Origin of the sequence: Sorangium sp. KYC3313 (genome assembly GCF_052075895.1) — a bacterium.
Taxonomy (GTDB): domain Bacteria; phylum Myxococcota_A; class Polyangia; order Polyangiales; family Polyangiaceae; genus Sorangium; species Sorangium cellulosum_B.
On the sequence record NZ_CP197255.1, the window covers coordinates 4599597 to 4616619 of the forward strand.

Annotated in this window: 15 protein-coding genes; 3 read left to right on the top strand and 12 right to left on the bottom strand. The window is 70.4% G+C overall.

The annotated features are described in order from the left end of the window. Positions 1-2 precede the first annotated feature (2 nt). The 7 genes from ACSRUE_RS18070 to ACSRUE_RS18100 all read right to left on the bottom strand — a co-directional run bounded on the left by ACSRUE_RS18070 (position 3) and on the right by ACSRUE_RS18100 (position 6495). On the bottom strand, positions 3-1049 hold the full coding sequence (locus tag ACSRUE_RS18070) for a PEGA domain-containing protein (RefSeq protein WP_441292071.1): 1047 nt from the start codon (positions 1047-1049) through the stop codon (positions 3-5). Next, the gene (locus ACSRUE_RS18075; RefSeq protein ID WP_441292072.1) at positions 1046-1840 is read right to left on the bottom strand and encodes a hypothetical protein; all 795 of its coding nucleotides are present in this window, start codon (positions 1838-1840) and stop codon (positions 1046-1048) included. Before ACSRUE_RS18075 ends, ACSRUE_RS18070 begins: the two co-directional genes overlap by 4 nt. After that, positions 1837-2634, bottom strand: coding sequence for a sigma-70 family RNA polymerase sigma factor (locus tag ACSRUE_RS18080; protein WP_441292073.1), 798 nt, complete (start codon positions 2632-2634; stop codon positions 1837-1839). The genes ACSRUE_RS18075 and ACSRUE_RS18080 overlap by 4 nt, the downstream gene beginning before the upstream one ends. Then, positions 2631-2915: a hypothetical protein gene (locus tag ACSRUE_RS18085; protein ID WP_441292074.1), complete on the bottom strand. Its 285-nt coding sequence runs from the start codon at positions 2913-2915 to the stop codon at positions 2631-2633. Before ACSRUE_RS18085 ends, ACSRUE_RS18080 begins: the two co-directional genes overlap by 4 nt. Before the next feature lie 71 nt (positions 2916-2986). After that, positions 2987-5020, bottom strand: coding sequence for a serine/threonine protein kinase (locus ACSRUE_RS18090; RefSeq protein ID WP_441292075.1), 2034 nt, complete (start codon positions 5018-5020; stop codon positions 2987-2989). Between the two features lie 516 nt (positions 5021-5536). Further along, positions 5537-5794, bottom strand: a complete 258-nt coding sequence (locus tag ACSRUE_RS18095) for a hypothetical protein (protein WP_441292076.1) — start codon at positions 5792-5794, stop codon at positions 5537-5539. Continuing rightward, the gene (locus ACSRUE_RS18100; protein ID WP_441292077.1) at positions 5788-6495 is read right to left on the bottom strand and encodes a protein kinase domain-containing protein; all 708 of its coding nucleotides are present in this window, start codon (positions 6493-6495) and stop codon (positions 5788-5790) included. Before ACSRUE_RS18100 ends, ACSRUE_RS18095 begins: the two co-directional genes overlap by 7 nt. Before the next feature lie 731 nt (positions 6496-7226). Between ACSRUE_RS18100 and ACSRUE_RS18105 the strand changes: the two genes are divergently transcribed. Together ACSRUE_RS18105 and ACSRUE_RS18110 are read left to right on the top strand one after the other, a co-directional pair. Further along, positions 7227-8042 (top strand): DUF5131 family protein, encoded by an 816-nt coding sequence (locus ACSRUE_RS18105; RefSeq protein WP_441292078.1) that lies wholly within the window; start codon positions 7227-7229, stop codon positions 8040-8042. A gap of 9 nt (positions 8043-8051) precedes the next feature. After that, positions 8052-9344, top strand: coding sequence for a three-Cys-motif partner protein TcmP (locus ACSRUE_RS18110; RefSeq protein ID WP_441292079.1), 1293 nt, complete (start codon positions 8052-8054; stop codon positions 9342-9344). Between the two features lie 403 nt (positions 9345-9747). Here the strand turns inward: ACSRUE_RS18110 and ACSRUE_RS18115 are convergent, their stop codons facing one another. The 3 genes from ACSRUE_RS18115 to abc-f form a co-directional block, all read right to left on the bottom strand. Then, the gene (locus tag ACSRUE_RS18115) at positions 9748-10005 is read right to left on the bottom strand and encodes a hypothetical protein (protein WP_441292080.1); all 258 of its coding nucleotides are present in this window, start codon (positions 10003-10005) and stop codon (positions 9748-9750) included. 91 nt (positions 10006-10096) lie between these two features. After that, positions 10097-12658, bottom strand: coding sequence for an ATP-binding protein (locus ACSRUE_RS18120; RefSeq protein ID WP_441292081.1), 2562 nt, complete (start codon positions 12656-12658; stop codon positions 10097-10099). 121 nt (positions 12659-12779) lie between these two features. Next, positions 12780-14402 (bottom strand): ribosomal protection-like ABC-F family protein, encoded by a 1623-nt coding sequence (gene abc-f / locus ACSRUE_RS18125; protein WP_012238670.1) that lies wholly within the window; start codon positions 14400-14402, stop codon positions 12780-12782. A 262-nt stretch (positions 14403-14664) separates the two neighbouring features. Between abc-f and ACSRUE_RS18130 the strand changes: the two genes are divergently transcribed. After that, a complete protein-coding gene (locus ACSRUE_RS18130; RefSeq protein WP_437765436.1) occupies positions 14665-15021 on the top strand; it encodes a Spx/MgsR family RNA polymerase-binding regulatory protein in 357 nt (118 codons plus the stop codon). A 3-nt stretch (positions 15022-15024) separates the two neighbouring features. Here ACSRUE_RS18130 and ACSRUE_RS18135 read toward each other — a convergent pair whose 3' ends face one another. Next, positions 15025-15744 (bottom strand): hypothetical protein, encoded by a 720-nt coding sequence (locus ACSRUE_RS18135; protein ID WP_437765437.1) that lies wholly within the window; start codon positions 15742-15744, stop codon positions 15025-15027. Positions 15745-15904: 160 nt separating this feature from the next. After that, positions 15905-17011: a hypothetical protein gene (locus tag ACSRUE_RS18140; protein ID WP_441292082.1), complete on the bottom strand. Its 1107-nt coding sequence runs from the start codon at positions 17009-17011 to the stop codon at positions 15905-15907. Positions 17012-17023: the final 12 nt, after the last annotated feature.

Consider the following 17023-nt stretch of genomic DNA (forward strand, 5'->3'; position numbering starts at 1 on the left):
CATCACCACGTCCCCACGACGAGGATGCCGCTGCCATCCAGGCGGACGTCGGGTCGTACCGACACCCCCGTCGAGCCGGTCCCTGCTCGGCTGGGCCAGAGCACGTACGTCGCCGCGGCGAGAGCGAACACGCCCGATGCGATGTAGCTGCCGAACGCGGCATAACCCAGAGTGCTGGCCTCCAATCCCCGCCGATCCAGCTGGGCGCACGGCTCCGCGAACGCGGTCGATGGCCCGACGCATTGCCCTCCAGCGCCCCGAATCGACCGGCTCTGCGCGCGCGCCTCGTCATTCGCCCCGTTCGACGCCACCGTGAACCCCACCCCGACGCCGAGCCCCACCGCGCTCGCCGCCCCGAGCACGACCACCGGCACCCAGCTCCGTTTCGCCTCGGGTGCGAGATGCGTATGCGCCGCGGGGGACCCGCCGCTCGGCGCCGGCAGCGCGGTTGCGGGCGGCGTGGCCGGCGCCGCCGTGCGCCCCAGCGTCAGCGTGACGTCAGCCGCCCCACCTGCCTTCGCCTCGACCTTTGCCGTCGCGCCGACGTACCCATCTTGCTTCGCGAAAAGCTCGTGCGCGCCGGGCTCGACGAACACCTCGTCATCGATCGGCGCATATCCGATCGCCCGGCCATCCACGAACACCTCGGCCCCTGGTTTGCTCACCTGGATCCGCAGCGCGCCCACCAGCCGCCGCGCTTCGTCGAACCGCTTCGTCAGCGTCGCCCGCAGCGCCGGCTTGCCACCGGCGGGGAACTCCCGCAGCGCATACGCCAGGTGCTCCGCCGCGCTCCTCGCCTCGCCGAGGAGCAACTCCACGTCGCCCAGGTTGGCAGCCACGTCGTAGCTCCTCTTGAGCTTCCAGGCCGCAAGGAACGCGTCGCGCGCCTCGGACCACCGCTGCGCATCGTACAGCGTGTTGCCTTGCTCGAAGAGCACACGCTGCTTTGCGACGATGTCGGCGGCCGGCTCCACCGCGCGCGCGTTGGGGCTCCACGCGAGGGGCGCCGCGAGCGCCGCGCACACGATCCCGATAGCCGTTCTCTTCATGATTCCACTCCGAACATGCGCGTCCGTTGCTCCACGGGTGGCATCGCTGGTGTCGTCGTTGCGGTCGATGTCGTCGGGGGCGCAGCGGCGGGAGGCCCCGCCGTGGTCGCCGGCGCCGGCGTGGTCTCTTGCTTCTCCTCAGGCGCCTTCACCGTCTTGCGTGGCGCCGGCGGCCGCCTCATCGACGGCGCCGCCGCGGACGACACGGCGCCGCGCGCCGCCGCCGGTGCGCTCGCGTCCGGCGTCGCCGACGCTGCGCCCGCGCCCGCATTTCCCGGCGCGTCGGCGGCGCCCGCGCTCTTCTCCGCGCCGCCCGCTTTCACCCCCGCCGCCATCTCCGCCACGCGCGCGCTCACCCCCTCGCGCGCCCACGCCGCGGCCTCTCCCGCGCCGCACCGTCCCATCATCCCCGCCGCGCCGGCCACGCCGAGCCCCACGACCGCCACGCCCACCGCCGCCCGCGCCAGCCGCCGCCTCTTCTCTCGGGCCGCCGCCTCGGCTCCGGGCAGCGCCCTCGGCGCCACGTACACCCGGACGTTGCCGATCCCCCGCTCGCTCGCTCCGTCCGGCTCCGCTTCGAGCCGCTTGGCCTCGACCTCGTAGAACAGCGGATCCATCGCCTCCGCCCGCCCGCCGAGCTCCCGCAGCTGCGTCACCGCCTTGTCGAGCGACACGTCGTCGCCCGGCTGCTTCACCGGATTGTCGATCTTGCGCGCGAACGGCCGCAGCTCCCGCGGCACCCCCTTCAGGGCCGGGTCGGTGTCCGCGCGCCTGCGCCCGTCCTCGCTCATGCGCCGCCTGCGCGCTGCCGGCTCGCCTCGGCGCTCGCCTCTTCGCCCGCGTCCCCGAACAGCTCGCCGTGCTCTCCGCGGAACCACTCCGGCAGCGTCGTGACGCCCGCCCTGGCGAGCCGTGTCCTCAAGAGCTCCACCAGCTCCTTCATCCGCCGCCGCATCGTCCGCGAGCTCATGCCGACCTGCGCCGCGATCTCGTCGAGCTCCGCGTCCTGCTGGAACCGCAGCGCCAGCATCGTTCGTTGCGTGTCCGGGAGCTCGCGCATCGTCTCTTGCAGCACGCGCACGGCGGTCGCCGCTTGCTCGCGCTGCGCGACCGCGACCTCTCCGCCGCCGTGCCACGTCGCCCTCAGCGCCTCGTTCACGAGGTCGTTGCAGAACGTGGCGACCTTCTTGTGGACCGGATCCTCGCTCATGGTGAAGACCTCGAGCAGGTGCTCCTCGTCGGGCGCCCCGCGCCCGCCGGCGAGCCACCCGAACATCGCCGCGCGCGCCTTCTTCCTCAGCGCCTCGTGTTTGCCCCCGGCCTTCGCCGCGTCGAGGATCGCGTGGCACGCCTTGTAGAACGCCCACCGCCCGAACGGCCCGAGCGCCGGGTCGTAGGACCGCGCCGCCAGCACCACGGCCAGCGCCGCTTCCTGGAGCATCTCCTCCGGCGGCATGAGCATCCCGTACCGCTTGACGACCGCGCCCACCGCGCGCCGCCTCAGCTCCGGCTCGCTCTCGACGAGCCGCCGCTGCTCCGCGGTCAGCGGGCGCTCGCGCGGCAGCGCCACGATCGCCGCGGTCACCGCCGCCTCCGCTGCGCGTTATCGCTCTTGGCCGGCGCGGGCTCCTGGCCAGGGCGCGCCGCGCGCAGCGCCCGCACGTCCACCTTGTCGCTCTCCTTCACCGCCGGCCTCGCCACGCTCGCCCGCAAGAGCCGCTGCATCTCCGGGTCCGTGTCGAGCGCCACCCGCAGCATCCGCCGGATCTCCTCCTCCACCTCCGGCGGGCACAGGCCCTCCACGCGCCTCATGGCCTGCCTCACGTGGGCCTCGATCATGTCGTCCAGCGTCGGCGAGTCCGTCATCGTTCCACCCTCGTAGGGAGATATCGGAGATGGGTCCGCGGAGCGGCCAGGAAATCGACCATCGCGGGCGCTCACTCGAAGATCTCCGGCGGCAGGCGGCGCGCCGGCGGGCGTCGCCGCTGCGGCGGCGGCGCGCCGGTGCCTGCCGTGCCCGCCGGCCGCGCCGCGGCGTTGCTGCCCGTCGCGCTCGGCTGCGCCGCGGGCGCCGCGGGCGCCGGCGCGCTCGCCCCGCTGTCCGCAGGTGCCGGCGCGCTCGCGGCGGTCTCCGCGGGTACCGGCGCGCTCACCGCGGTGGCCGCGCTTGCCGCGGGTGCCGGCGCGCTCGCGGCGGTGGCCGCGCTTGCCGCGACCGCCGGGGCCGCCTCGGCAGGCCGGTCCCCGCCGGCGAGTCGGCGCTCCAGGACCATCATGGTCACCCCGTACGCGATGCACACCGCCCACCAGAGCGCGATTCCGATCACCAGCCACCTCGGCGCGGCTTCGATGAACCCCGTGACCAGGTCCACGAAGAAGGCAACGATGCGGGGCAGCTTGCGACCGCCCTCCCGCGCGTCGCCGTCCCTTTCGGCCTCTCGGGCCTCGTTCTCACCCGCCCCTTCCCGGGCGGCCCGGATCGCCGCCCGCGGCACCGGCTCCGTCTCCGCGTGGCGCGACCAGTACTCCGCCACGATCTCGCGGGTGTCGAGCTGCGGCGTCCGCGACGTGGGGCGCACGGCCGGCGGCGGCGGTCGCCACGCCCTGTCCCGGTCCCGCCCGTCGCCCGCGCTCCGCCCGTCCGCCGCCGGCCCGGTCGCCCCCTCGTCCGCGGGCGCCGCCTGGTCCGCCGGGCGCGGCGCCTGCGAAGGCATCCGTTCCGTGTGCCCGCGCCCACGCGGCGGCGTGCTTTCCGCCCTCGCGGGCGGCAGCGAAGGTATCCGCTCCGTGTGCCCGCGCCCCCGCGACCCCGGCAGGGGCGCGGTCTCGCCGTATCCGGGCGCCGCCGCCTCGCCGAGCGCCGCGGCCTCGCCGCCCTGCGGCGGCCGGCGGAACGCGTCCGGCAGGGAGATCCGTGTCCCGAGCAGCCGGAGCGGCGGCAGCTCCCCCATCTCGTACTCCATGCGCCGCAGCGCCGCGTCCAGCGCGACCGCGAGCTGCTCCGCGTTGTCCTGCCGGTCCGCCGGGTCCTTCTCGAGCGCCTGCGCCACGATCTCGCCCACGGCGGCGGGCACCCAGGGTGCCGCGCCGAGCAGCGGGCGGGGCGGATCGTGCGCGATCGCGAGCCCGATCTTGTTCTTGTGGACCAGGTCGTCGCGCGAGGCGAACGGGTGCTGCCCGCTGAGCAGCTCGTAGAGGACGATCCCGGTCGAGAAGAGGTCGCTCCGCGCGTCGACCGCGTCCGGCGTCATGAGCTGCTCGGGCGACATGTACGCCACCGTCCCGATGGAGAACCCCCCGGTCGTGATCACGCCGAGCCGCTGGAACTTCCCCGCGCCCAGGTCGAGCACGCGCACGTGGCCCTGCTCGTCGACGTGGATGTTGTCCGGCTTGATGTCGCGGTGGACGGCGAACGGGTGGACCGCCTGGAGTCCCAGGCATACGTCGCGCGCGATCGTGAGCGCCCACGGCACCGGCAGCTTCCCGAGGCGGTCGAGGAGCTGCCCCGCCGTCCAGCCCACGAGGAGCTCCATCACCATCCACACCAGCCCGTCGCTCCGCAGGCCCATGGCGTGGACCGGGACCAGGTGCGGGTGTCGCAGGCTCCGGAGCACGATGGCCTCCTCCTGCGTCCTCCGCACGACCTTCGGGTCGTCCGCCCGCCCCATCCGCATGCACTTCAGCGCGAAGCGCACGCCCGTGCCCTCGCGCTCGACCTCGTACACCTCGCCCATGCCGCCGCGGCCGATCAGGCGCACGACCCGGTACGTCCCGCCGTCGTCCCCCGGGTCCACGAGCGCCTCGCCCACCTGGAGCGCGCAGGGCCCCCAGGGCCACGCGCTCACCCGCTCCGTCGGCAGCCATTCTCCGAGCGCGGAAGCTCCGCCCGACGCGGCGAGGTCCCACGTCGAGGCCGTCGTCCGCCGCGTCCCCGAAGGCGGCGCGCCATCGTCCTCTTCATGATCCAGCATGTGACGTCCACGGGCACCGTCAGGCGTGACGGCGGCTGCCAGAGTAATCGAGAAACGGGCTCACCGGCGGCCAGGAAATCGGCGCTCCTCGCCGATCCTGGCGTGGCGCGGTGGGCTGAACGGGTGGTGCCCTGACGTGGGCGTGGACGGGGGTGGTGTACTTTGCCTGAAGCTGGGGTCTTCTGAACTGCCAGGCGCCGAGGACGCCAAGAGAAACACAAGAATCTTGGCGTCTTATGGCGCCTTGGCGGTCTTGTCGTTCCGGCAGGGCGGGGGAAATCCCCCGATGACTCGTCCACGTTGATGGCTGTGAAGACTTGATAAGTTCACTGGATCATCGGGCGCCGCGAGCTGCACCAGGTGGTGCAAGTGTCCTCGCGACCCGCTTTCAGATGGTGCAAGCCCGATCGCGACCCGCTTTCAGATGGTGCAAGCCCGATCGCGACCCGCTTTCAGGTGGTGCAAGCCCGGTCGCGACCCCCTCGCAGCACCTGCAAGCCCGGTCGCGACTTGCTTTCAGGTGGTGCGAGCCCGGTCGCGACCCCCTCGCAGCACCTGAAAGCCTCCCAGCGACCTGCTTTCCGCTGCTGTAAGGTGAACGATCCGCTCGTCCTCGGGTGCGACCCGAAACGCCGCGTTGTCAAGCCTCAACAGCTCATCTCTCGGGTGTGCCGCCGCGCCAAGCGCGGTCGGCACCAGCCGCTTGTTGAGCGGCGTATCCAGCGTCGAACCATCAATCATCGCATCGTGCGAGTACTCCTTCGGCGTCACCACGCCGCCATCTGCTCGCCCAGCGCCATCACCGTTTCAGGACTCACCGGGCGCTTGGCTGCCGTCCGCAGGTGTCTCAACGCGTCTTTCGTCCTCGAAGACGTGTGTGTGATGCGCAATACTTGCCTCGCCAGCGTCACCAGTTCCCGCATGTCGCGCTGGAAGTCCTTGTTCGGCTTGTCCGGCTCGCCAGGGTCGAGGTCGCAGAACATCGGCCGGGGGTCCTCGGCGTCTCCCGTGATCAGGATGTTCTCTCCGTGAGAGTCGCCAACCGCGAACCCCAACACATGAACACGACCCATGGCTTCGGCGATTCGGTGGAGCAGGTGCAGCGCGTGCGTCTCAGTCAAAAGTCGCTTCTTGCCCACGTCGGCTAAATAGTATTTGAGAATGGGACCATTGAGCCGTTCAAAAACAAGGTAGAAGAGGCCCTCGTTGTCGTCAAGGAACCACTGTCCCATGTGGTAGTATCTTGCGACCGACCGGCTCGATGCGACCTGTTCGAAAAACCATGCCGTGTGCGTGACGTGCCGCGCGCTGTCGACGTTCTCCCGGGAGATGAGCTTCATGGCCCGCTCCGCCTCGGTGGGGACCTCCTTGACGGCGTAGACCTCGCCTTCCCAGCCGCGGCCAAGAGGACGGACGATCCGGTAGCTCCCAACACGGGCGCCTTCCGGCAGTCTCAGCGACTTCACCTTGCCCATGGGTTCGTCGGGCGGGTCTACACCCGAAATACGTGGCCACAACTCGGGCATCGCCTGAAGCTCTTCGCGCCCAGGAAGCCGATGATGCCACCGGCGATCGCGAACGGAACCGTCGCCGCAATCGCCGTGCCCCCCGTCGCCAAGCCGACTCCCGCACCCAAGAACGCGCCTCCAACTCCACCTGCCGCGGTCGCGGCCAGCGGCGTCGCACGGTTGGTCGGGTCAGAGCTGTCGAATGACTGCCTGCACTTCGGACAGGTGATATGTGCCATGGGCCTGCTCCCTCGTTCTGTTACTTCTCCCGGGAACCTCATCCAATTGACGTGTCGGTCACGCATTCCAAATCATCGGTTCTCGCCGCCCGACTACGGTTCGAATGCGGAACCCTCTCGAGCGCGGACTCGCCTAAACGTGCCCCGCCAGGTCTGTGTAGTCCGCCCTCTTGACCGGTAGGTTCCCACGAATTTCCGGCGATTGGCAACCGTCCTCCGCACCCCAGCGCGATCGGTCTCGCCCTCCCGAACCCACCGGACTGCACCATTCGGCCCGCCGACCGCGGCCTTCTCGCGCTCGTGGACCGCCGCGTGCCCGGCGAGCGCGGCAGGCCCCTTCACCGGGTCGGGCGCGATCCGACGCGGCCACCACGGAGGCGCCTGACGCACGGGGCGCACGATCCGCGTCACCTTCCCCACTTGCTGCGCCCGCGCCCTTACTGTACACCTGTGCAAGTCATGAGCGACGGCAGCACCATCGAGTGGACGGACGCGACCTGGAACCCCCTCCGCGGCTGCACGAAGGTCAGCCCCGGCTGCAAGCACTGCTACGCGGAGATCTTTGCAGAACGCTTCCGGGGCGTGCCTGGCCATCCGTACGAGCAGGGCTTCGACCTGCTGCTGGTGCCCGACAAACTCTTCGAACCGTTCCGATGGAGCCGCTCGCGCAGGATCTTCGTCAACTCCATGAGCGACCTCTTCCAGGACGAAGTCCCAGAGGAGTATGTCCGCCAGGTCTTTGAGGTCATGGCCTCTGCGGATTGGCACATCTACCAGATGCTCACCAAGCGTGCGGCACGCCTCCGCACGCTCACGTCGCAGATGCCGCCCGAGATCGTTCGCCGCAAGCACATCTGGCTTGGGGTGAGCGTGGAGGACCGGGCTTACGGCCTCCCAAGAATCGACGAACTCCGCCGGACTCCAGCCGAGGTACGCTTCCTCTCCATCGAGCCGCTGCTCGAAGACCTGGGCCGGATCGATCTTCAGGGCATCGACTGGGTGATCGTGGGCGGTGAGAGCGGTCCAAGGGCTCGTCCCATGGAGGAGCGTTGGGTAATTTCGCTCCGCGACCAGTGCAGGGAGGCGGGCGTCCCGTTCTTTTTCAAGCAGTGGGGAGGGGTCCAAAAGTCACGCGCCGGCAGGGAGCTTGGAAAGCGAACGTACGACGAGTACCCTACAATTGAACCGGCCGCGCCGCCGCCCGCGGTTGTACGCGCGCAGCGCCTTGCAATGATTCGGGACCAGTTCCAGCGTGGGGCAATGGCGGCGGAGTAGGAGCGCGCCGTGGCGAAATACGATTGGTCCGACGGCCCAGCGACGCTGGGGGCCCACAGCTTGGCGAAGCATACAATCCTGAGGGAGTACATAGAGCGGTATATTCCTATCTTGACGAGGGGCGGTACTGTTCCACTCAAATTGATGCTCATCGATGGGTTCGCCGGAGGCGGGCAATACGTCGTCGAAGGCCAGGGCAACACGCTCCACCCCGGCTCACCGCTCATCCTGATCAACGCTGTCCGGACCGCGGAGGCGCGGCTCAACGCCGTGGGGGGCCGTAAGAAGCCGTTCTCCGTCGACGCGAGCTACGTCTTCATCGAGAAGGACCCTAAGACGCACGCCTACCTGAATGCGACATTGAAGGAGCAAGTCGGCGAGAGCTTCATCCGAGAGAAGGTTGATCTCCGGCGTGGAGCATTCGAGGCGGAGCTCGGTAGTGTCCTGGATCGGATCAAGGTTACTACCCCGAGGCGCCCGCGCCCGATCTTCGTGCTCGACCAGTACGGTTATAGTGCCATCCCCGTCGACTTGATCGCGAGGATCATGACGGAGATTCCCACGGCGGAGGTGTTTCTGACCCTGGCGGTGGACCACATCTCCGCGCACGCGAAGACGGCCGGAGAGGCGCTCGGCAGACTGAAGGACGCGCGGCTGGTCGAGCCCGAAATGGATGCGTTCCTTTCCGGTTGCCGGGACATCGACGAAGCTGCGACGCTGTCCACCGAGGACCGCGGCCGGTTGATGCGCTTGATCCAGCTCCTCCTGCACGAGACGTTCGCGAAGCGCGCGCATGCCGAGTGCTATACGCCGTTCTTCATCAAGTCAAAGCTCAGCCACCGATCGTACTGGTTCCTGCACCTTGCCAATAACTCCAAGGCGAACGACGTTGTCAAGGCCCTGCATTGGTCGGTGAGCAACCACTTCGAGCATTTCGGCCGCGAGGGCACGATGATGCTGGGCTTCGATCCGACCAAGAACAGGGACCAGATCCTCTTGCCGTTTCCGTTCGAGTTCGACGACTCGGCGAAGACGCGGACGGTCAGAGCGCTCGTCGAGGAACTGCCGGCGATCTTCCACGCCAGGCACCAGGATGGCGTCTCCCTCAAGGATCTCTACAGCGCCCTCTGCAACGAGACGCCAGCGGATCTAGAGACGCTCGGCGACGCCGTCAACCGGCTGTGTGCTGACCTCGAGCTCGAGAAGCGCGGAGCGAAGGGTGAGGAGCGCGAGATGTCGACGAAGGTAAAGAATTCGGATATCATCCGCCCCGCCAGACAGGGACGTCTGTTCCAGAAGTGAATTGGTAGTATACCATGGGAAACGGGATGACGTGTGCCGGGTGTCCCCCTCGAGTGCCCGCTTGCCCGCCGCCGGCTCGGGTGAGGGTAATGTAAGCGGGTTGATGCGCTGGGTGGTGCGCCTCGCACGCGGTGTAACGCCGCCCGCCTGCATCCCGCGCGATTCGCCGATGGGCACACGGCCGCTCATGGCGCGGCATTCCGCTTGGCCCGTATTGAGTCGACGCCCATCCGCCCAACGCGGTCTCGGCAAATGGCGCGCCTCCTGATGAAAGGCGCGACGCGAGATCGCGCTCCCAGCAGCGCCGATCCTGCTCCGCTGACCCAACGCCCCGGTCCACAGACTCGAGCGCGGGCGCTCGCGAGCCTCGAACTCCGCCCTGCGACCGGAGCACCCTGCGCCGCTACGTCGGTTTGCGCTCCGACCCCCTTCCGGAGATCTTCGTAGTCGAGATGATCGGCCCCCCCGCGTACGAGCCGGCGCCGCCTTCGCTGCCCCAGCTATCGACCTCGTCGGGCGGCGTGTCCTCGCGCTCGCCAGACGGCGTGACCGGCCCGCGGACGCCCGGGACATCCGCCTGCGGCGGAGGCCGCTTCTCCTGGCTGACCTCGTTCCCGGAGCGCGGCGCGCTCGGCGGATCGTGCGTCTTCTCGACTCCCATGCTTCCTCCTTCCCGAGGGCTCCTGGGACCGGCGCGCTCGATCGTCCACTCCTCCCCTGCGGCGGCTGCCCTGCCTGCCCGCCGCCCCGGCTCACCCCTCGTCCATGACGGGGATCGTGAACCTGAACGTCGTCCCCACCCCCACGCGGCTCTCCACGTGGATCGTCCCCCCGTGCGCCGCGACGAGCTCCCGGGCGATGGCCAGCCCGAGCCCGGTGCCCTTGTAGCCGTTCCGCTCGCCGCGCCAGAACCGCTCGAAGAGGTGGGGCAGCTCGTTCTCCGCGATCCCCGGCCCCGTGTCGGCCACCGAGAAGACGACGTGCTCCTCCCCGCGCTCGCACCGCAGCGTGATCGCCCCCTGGGCGCCCGTCACCTGGAGCGCGTTGCTCAGGAGGTTGGTGAGCACCTGGAGCACCCGATCGCGATCACACGTGACGAGCGGGACGTCGTCGGCCGCCACGACCCCCAGCTGGACCCCCTTCTCCTGGGCCTGCGGCTCGAACGTCTCCACCGCCTCCCTGCCGATCTCCCGCGGATCCTGCGGCTGCCGGCGCAGCGCCAGCCGGCCGGCGCGCAGGCTCGCGAAGTCGAGCAGGTCGTGGAGCAGCCGATCCATCCGGTGCGCCGAGCGCTGGATCGCCTGGATCGCCTTCGTGTCGCCCTTCTCTCCCCGCGTCGCCGCGCGCTTCGTCATCACGGCGGCCGCCGTGAGGATCGCGCTCAGGGGGTTCCTGAGGTCGTGGGACACCGTGGCGAGCACGTTGTCCCGGAGCTCGATCGCGCGCTGCGCCGCCTCGTACAGGCGGGCGTTGTCCGCCGCGAGCGCCGCCCGCTGCGCCAGGTCGTGCGCCACCGCGAGGTCCGCCTCGTCGTAGACCCGGCCGGACCCCGCCGTCGCCAGCGTGATGCAGCCGAAGGTGCGGCCCCGCGCGACCAGCGGGACCACCAGGGCCGACGTGATCCCGAGCGCCCGGACGAACCGGCGGAAGGCGCCGTTCTCGTCGAGCGAGGCGACCAGCGGGTGCGACAGATCCCCGATGAGCTCCGGGCGCTCGCTGCAGAGGGCCCGCTCCAGCAGCGCCGTCAGCGGCGGCGGGGGATCCTGCTCGCGGAAGAGCGCCCGCGCCCGCTGGAGCTCCTCCGGGCGCGCGTGCGTCACCGTGACCCCGCGCGACTGCTCGAGGTCCGGGAGCGTCTGGATGAAGCACCAGTCTGCCAGCTCGGGGACCGTCAGGTGCCCCACCCGGTCGAGCGTGCCCTGGAAGTCGAGGGTGTCGCTGAGCGCGGCGCTCGCGGCGGCCAGGAAGCGCTCCCCCCGCTCGGCGCGCGTCCGCTCCGTGATGTCGAAGAAGGTCATGACGGCCGCCATCACGCGCCCGACCGGATCCCGGACCGGCGCCGAGCGCACGAGGATCCGCCCCCGCGCGCCGTCGTCGCGGACGATGTCGATCTCCTCGTCCATCACGACCTCGCCGGTCGTGACCGTCCGCGCGAGAGGCCAATCCCGGGCCTCGTACGGCCTGCCCGACCGGGGGTCGGAGCCCCGGCAGACGGCGTATCCGCCGATGTCGTGGATGTCCAGGAGGGGTAGCCCGAAGATCGCCCCGGCCTGGGGGTTCGAGAGGAGCACGCGCCCCGTCGGCGGCTCGGCGATGACCAGCCCCGCCGGCATCTGCTCGACCACGGTCGCGAGCAGGGCGCGGGCGTCGTCCGCCTGGCGCCGCGCCGCGCGCTCCTTCGCGACGAGCTGCGCCTGCACGATGATGCCGGTCGCCCGGCTGGTCATCGTGCGCAGCATCAGCGCGTCGTCCTCGGAGAACTCCTCGGCGTTGCGGGAGCCGAGGATCGCGACGCCGATGGAGTGCCCCTCGTGGATCAGCGGCACGCCGTAGACGGCGCGCAGCCCCCTCGCCCGGATTTCCCGCGCGGTGACGGGCAAGCCGCCGGCCGCGGCGTCGAGCGAGGTGGGCCCGCGCAGCGCGAGGACCGCGCGGGCGAACTCCCGCGCCGCCTCGAGCGGGGGCCCGGGCAGCGGCCCGTCGTCGATGCCCGCGGTCGCGTGGACCTCGAGGGCGTCCCCGTCCCCGAGCAGGACGAGCGCCACGTCCACGGCGGCCGCCGCCTCCCGGGTGGCGCGGAGGAGCGCCTTCAGGAAGGTGTCCAGATCGCTGCTGCCGAGCGCGGCCGTCGAGATGGCGTCGAGCCCCTGGAGCAGGCGCACGCGCGCCGCCTGGTAACGGGACACCGCGTCCGCGATCGCCTCGTCGATCGTCCCGTTCAGCTGGATGACCTCACGCCCCCCGTCCCCGCCGCCGTCCCGCTCCCAGAGCTCCAGGATCACGGCGCGGAGCGCCGCGTACTCCATCACGACGTCGGCGAGATCGTACCCGTGGGCGAGCCGGCTCAGCGCGTGGAGCCCGGGGAGCCCCCGGTCGACCGCGGCCGCCGTGCCCGCGCTGCGCGTGCGCTCGGCGATGTAGGCGAGGATGTCCGGGAGGTGATCGATTGGCCTCGGCGCCGGCAGCCGCCGCGCCGGGCTGAGCGCCTGGACTCGGTGCTTCCAGGCATCCAGGAGCGCGTCGTGGTGGCGCTGGATGAAGTCGGAGAGCCGCTTTGGGTTCGGTCTACCGAGCAGATCCATCGGGGACCTCACGATAGCGCGAATCCTTGAGCGCGTGTTCACCTAGCATCGACTCGAATCGACGAAATCGACGAGAGAGCGCCGCTCCCAGGCGGAGCTCGCTCGCACCGCGCGCGCGCCACGTCGGCGCGGGTCAGCTCCGGATGCCCGGCGCCTCGTGTCCGCTCTGGGCGACATACTCCAGGTATCCCCCGCCGTACACGCGCGGCCCGTCGGGCAGGAGCTCCAGGACGCGGTTGGACAGCGCGGCGAGGAAGCGGCGATCGTGCGAGACGAACAGCATGGTGCCCTCGAACGAGGAGAGCGCCTCGACGAGCATCTCCTTGGTCGCCATGTCGAGGTGGTTCGTCGGCTCGTCGAGCACGAGGAAGTTGGGCGGATCATAGAGCATGATCGCGAGCACGAGGCGCGCCTTCTCGCCGCCCGACAGGATGCGACAGGGCTTGTCGATGTCGTCGCCGGAGAAGCCGAACGCGCCGGCGAGCGTGCGGAGCGAGCCGATCGAGGCCTGCGGGAAGCTCGCCACGATGGACTCCCAGACGGAGCGGGTCGGGTCGAGGAGCTCCATCGCGTGCTGCGCGAAATACCCCAGCTTCACGCTCGCGCCGACGTTCACCCCGCCTGCGTCCGGGGCGGAGGCCCCCGCGACGAGCTTGAGGAGGGTGGATTTGCCGGCGCCGTTTACGCCCATCACACACCAGCGCTCGCGGCGGCGGATCAGGAGGTCGAATCCGTCGTAGATGGAGCGCCCGCCGTACGACTTCTTCACCCCGCTGAGCCGCGCCACGTCGTCGCCCGAGCGCGGCGCGGGCTTGAACTCGAAGCGGATCGTCCTCCTGCGCTTCGGCGGCTCGACCTTGTCGATCTTCTCCAGCTTCTTCACGCGCGACTGGACCTGCGCCGCCTTGGCGGCCTGGGCCTTGAAGCGCTCGATGAACCGCATCTCCTTCGCGAGCATCGCCTGCTGGCGCTCGTACTGCGCCTCGGCCTGCTGCTCGTTGATGGCGCGCTGCTGCTCGTAGAACTCGTAGTTGCCGGAGTAGCTGGTGAGCTCGCCGCCGTCGATCTCGATGATCTTGGTGACGATGCGGTTCATGAACTCTCGGTCGTGCGAGGTCATGACGAGCGCCCCGGCATACTGCTTCAGGTACCCTTCGAGCCAGATGATCGACTCGATGTCGAGGTGGTTGGTCGGCTCGTCGAGCAGGAGCGCGTCCGGCCTCATGAGGAGGATGCGGGCGAGCGCGACGCGCATCTTCCACCCGCCCGAGAGGGCGCCCACGTCGCCGTCCATCATGGCCTGGCTGAAGCCGAGCCCGGCGAGGATCTCGCGCGCCTTGGCGTCGAGCGCGTAGCCGCCGAGCTCTTCGTAGCGGGCCTGGGCCTGCCCGAAGCGCTCGATCAGGCTCTCCATTTCATCCATCCGCTCGGGATCGGCGAGCGCGGCCTCGAGCTCGCGGAGCTCCGCGGCGACGTCGGAGACCGGGCCGGCGCCGTCCATGGTCTCGGCGACGGCGCTCCTGCCCTTCATCTCGCCGACGTCCTGGCTGAAGTAGCCGACGGTGACGCCGCGATCGATGGCGACCTGGCCGCCGTCGGGCGCCTCCTCCTTGGTGATCATCCGGAAGATGGTCGTCTTGCCCGAGCCGTTGGGCCCCACCAGGCCGACCTTCTCGCCGCGGTTCACCGCCGCGGAGGCCTCGAGGAAGAGGATCTGCTTGCCGTGCTGCTTGCTGATGGAGTCGAGACGGATCACGAGGCGCGCTGCCGCTGGGGGCGGCTCCTTTCCGCGCCCCCTATACCAGACGGCCCGTCGCGCGATGCGGCATTTCGTCCGCCGCCGCCGGCGCGCGCCATGAACCACCCGCGCTCAATCGGTGCGCTGCTCGTCTTCGGGCGCATTCCGGGCGCATTGCACAGGAGCCCTTTTTTTTCTCTCCTGCCATGGGAGCTTTCCATCTCTTTTTCGCGCTCATCCGCGCTTGATGTCGCGCGGCCGAGGGGGCAGAAGGCCCGGCATGAGCAAGGTCCAGATCCTCTCTTATGCCGGCTGCAGCACCTGCAAGCGAGCGCTGAAGTGGCTCGGCGAGCGCGGCGTCGACGTCGCCGTGCGCCCCATCGTCGATGAGCCGCCGACGGCCGCAGAGCTCGCCCGGTGGGTCCCGGCGAGCGGGCTCTCGGTGCGCCGGTGGCTCAACACGAGCGGGCAGAGCTACCGCGCGCTCGGCAAGGCGCGGGTGGACGCCGCGAGCGACGACGACGTCACGCGGTGGCTCACCGAGGACGGGAAGCTCGTGAAGCGGCCTGTGCTGGTGAAAGGAAGCCGGGTGCTCGTGGGCTTCCGCGAGGACGACTACGCCGCGCTGTTCGGCTGAGCCTCAGGGCGCCGAGGTGAAGCGGCCTCCCCGGACCTGGCTCAGCTCGAACGAGCTCTCCGGGTCCAGGTTGTTGTCCGTCGTGCCGTTGCGCGAGCGGCGGATCACGACGTCCACGTCGCAGCTCTCGGGTTCTTGCGAGCTGGTCGCCTCCAGCTCGCCCGCGTCGATGGTGTACGTCCCCGGGTCGCCCCCGACATCGAACGTCTTGGAGAAGATGCAGCGGCCCTTCACGTCGATCACCATGTCGTCTCCGGACGCGCTCGGCGACCAGGCGATCGTGAGGTCCTCGCCGCGCGGGACTGGCTCTCTGGGCAGCGCCTCGAGGTCGAACGGCTCGGGGAGCGTCCCCACGTTGTTCGTCGCGTCGTCGTCGTCCTCGTCGTCGCGGTCCAGCAGCACCCTGATCTCGGTGCCTCCGGCGCCGATGTTGACGTCGCCCTCGTAGACCCCGGAGCTCTCGGCGGACATCGCGACCGCCTCGCCGCCCACGGTCGCCGAGATCCGATCTCCCGCGCTCAGGATGACGTACGTGTTGCTCTCGTCGCCGCCGGCCTTGAGGGTGGCCCGCACCGTCGTCGATGACGCGCTCTCGGCGATCGCCTCCAGGGTCGCCGAGATCCCTCCGGTCTTGATCTGCTGCGAATCGAGCGTCTCCGTGCAGCCTGCGAGCAGACCGGAAGCTGCGACCCCGAACATGGCCATCGTGGTCTTCGTGATCATGAGTTGCCCTTTCCTCACCGCCTCACCCGCCAGGGCGCGTCGGCCTGTAGTTTTCCATGGGATACTACGCTCGGCCGCGCCCCAGGACGAGGCGCAAGGTTCCGACGGTGCGCGCCGCGCTACCGTGCGCGCGCGAAGGCGGCGGCAGGCGCGGGCTGGTTCACCACTGGCTGCGCACCACGACGCCGCCGCCGGTCGGTCCCGCGAGCAGCGACCAGCTCATCGTGCCTGCCGGGGGGTAGGGCGCGGCGCCGGCCTGCGCGCCGGTGGCTGCGCTGGCCTGCGAACCGGACGAGGAGGGCTCCGTCAGGAAGAGCACGAGCGCCGTGCCGGCCAGCGCCGCTCCGGCGCCGAAGCCGATCGTGCTCACCAGCCCCAGGTCCTTCGCGCGCTTCCCAGCGGCCTTCCCTTCGGCGGTCTTGCATACCGCCCTGCCGGAGCCGACGTCGTCGCAGTCCTCATCCGCGTGGCGGCTCTCGCTGAGCGCCAGCGCTCCCGTCACTCCCCCGGCGATCAGCCCGCCCAAGGCGAGCCCGCCCGTCACGTACGCCAGCACGCGCCGGCCGCTGGTCCCGGTCGGCGCCGGCGTCCGCGACGCGCCCTCGTCGTGCTGCGACGGCGGCAGGGCGGCCTGCTGGGGCGGCTGATCCGCCGGCGTCGCGGGCGGCGGCGCCTCGGGGAGCTTCACCTCGAGCTCGATCGTCTTCTGCTCCGACTTTTCGATCGAGAACCGCACCTCGTGCGTGGGCCCGCCCGGCGCCTTCGTCGTCACGACGTGCTCGCCCGGGTTGACGGGGAGCGCGATCCCGAGCGAAGGCCCCTCCAGCGTGATGCCGTCGCGCTGCACCAGCGTCCCGGCGGGCGCGTCGGCCGGCAGCGACAGCGTGAGCTGTGGCACGAGCGGCGCGAGCGCGTCGCGCTGCTCGAGCACGAGCTTGTAGCGATCGTACTGCTTGAGCTGCTCGGACTCGGACAGGCGGGAGTAGAGCGAGAGGAAGTCGTTGTAGCGCGCGACCGCGGTCGCGGTGCGCCCCCACTTGGCCTCGCACTCGGCGAGCGTGAACAGCCGCCCTGCGCGAGGATCGAGCCGGTAGCTCTCGGTGAGGGCAGGGCAGCCGGTCTGGAACTTCCCCGCCAGCATGTCCGCGAGGCCGCGGTTGAAGAGCGACTCGGCCACGGCCACGGCGTCAGGCTGCGCGTTCGCCGGCGCGGTGACAGCAATGCAAAGTAGTCCGCTCAAGACGGACCCGGGCCAGAAGGTTCGCATTGGAGGTAACAT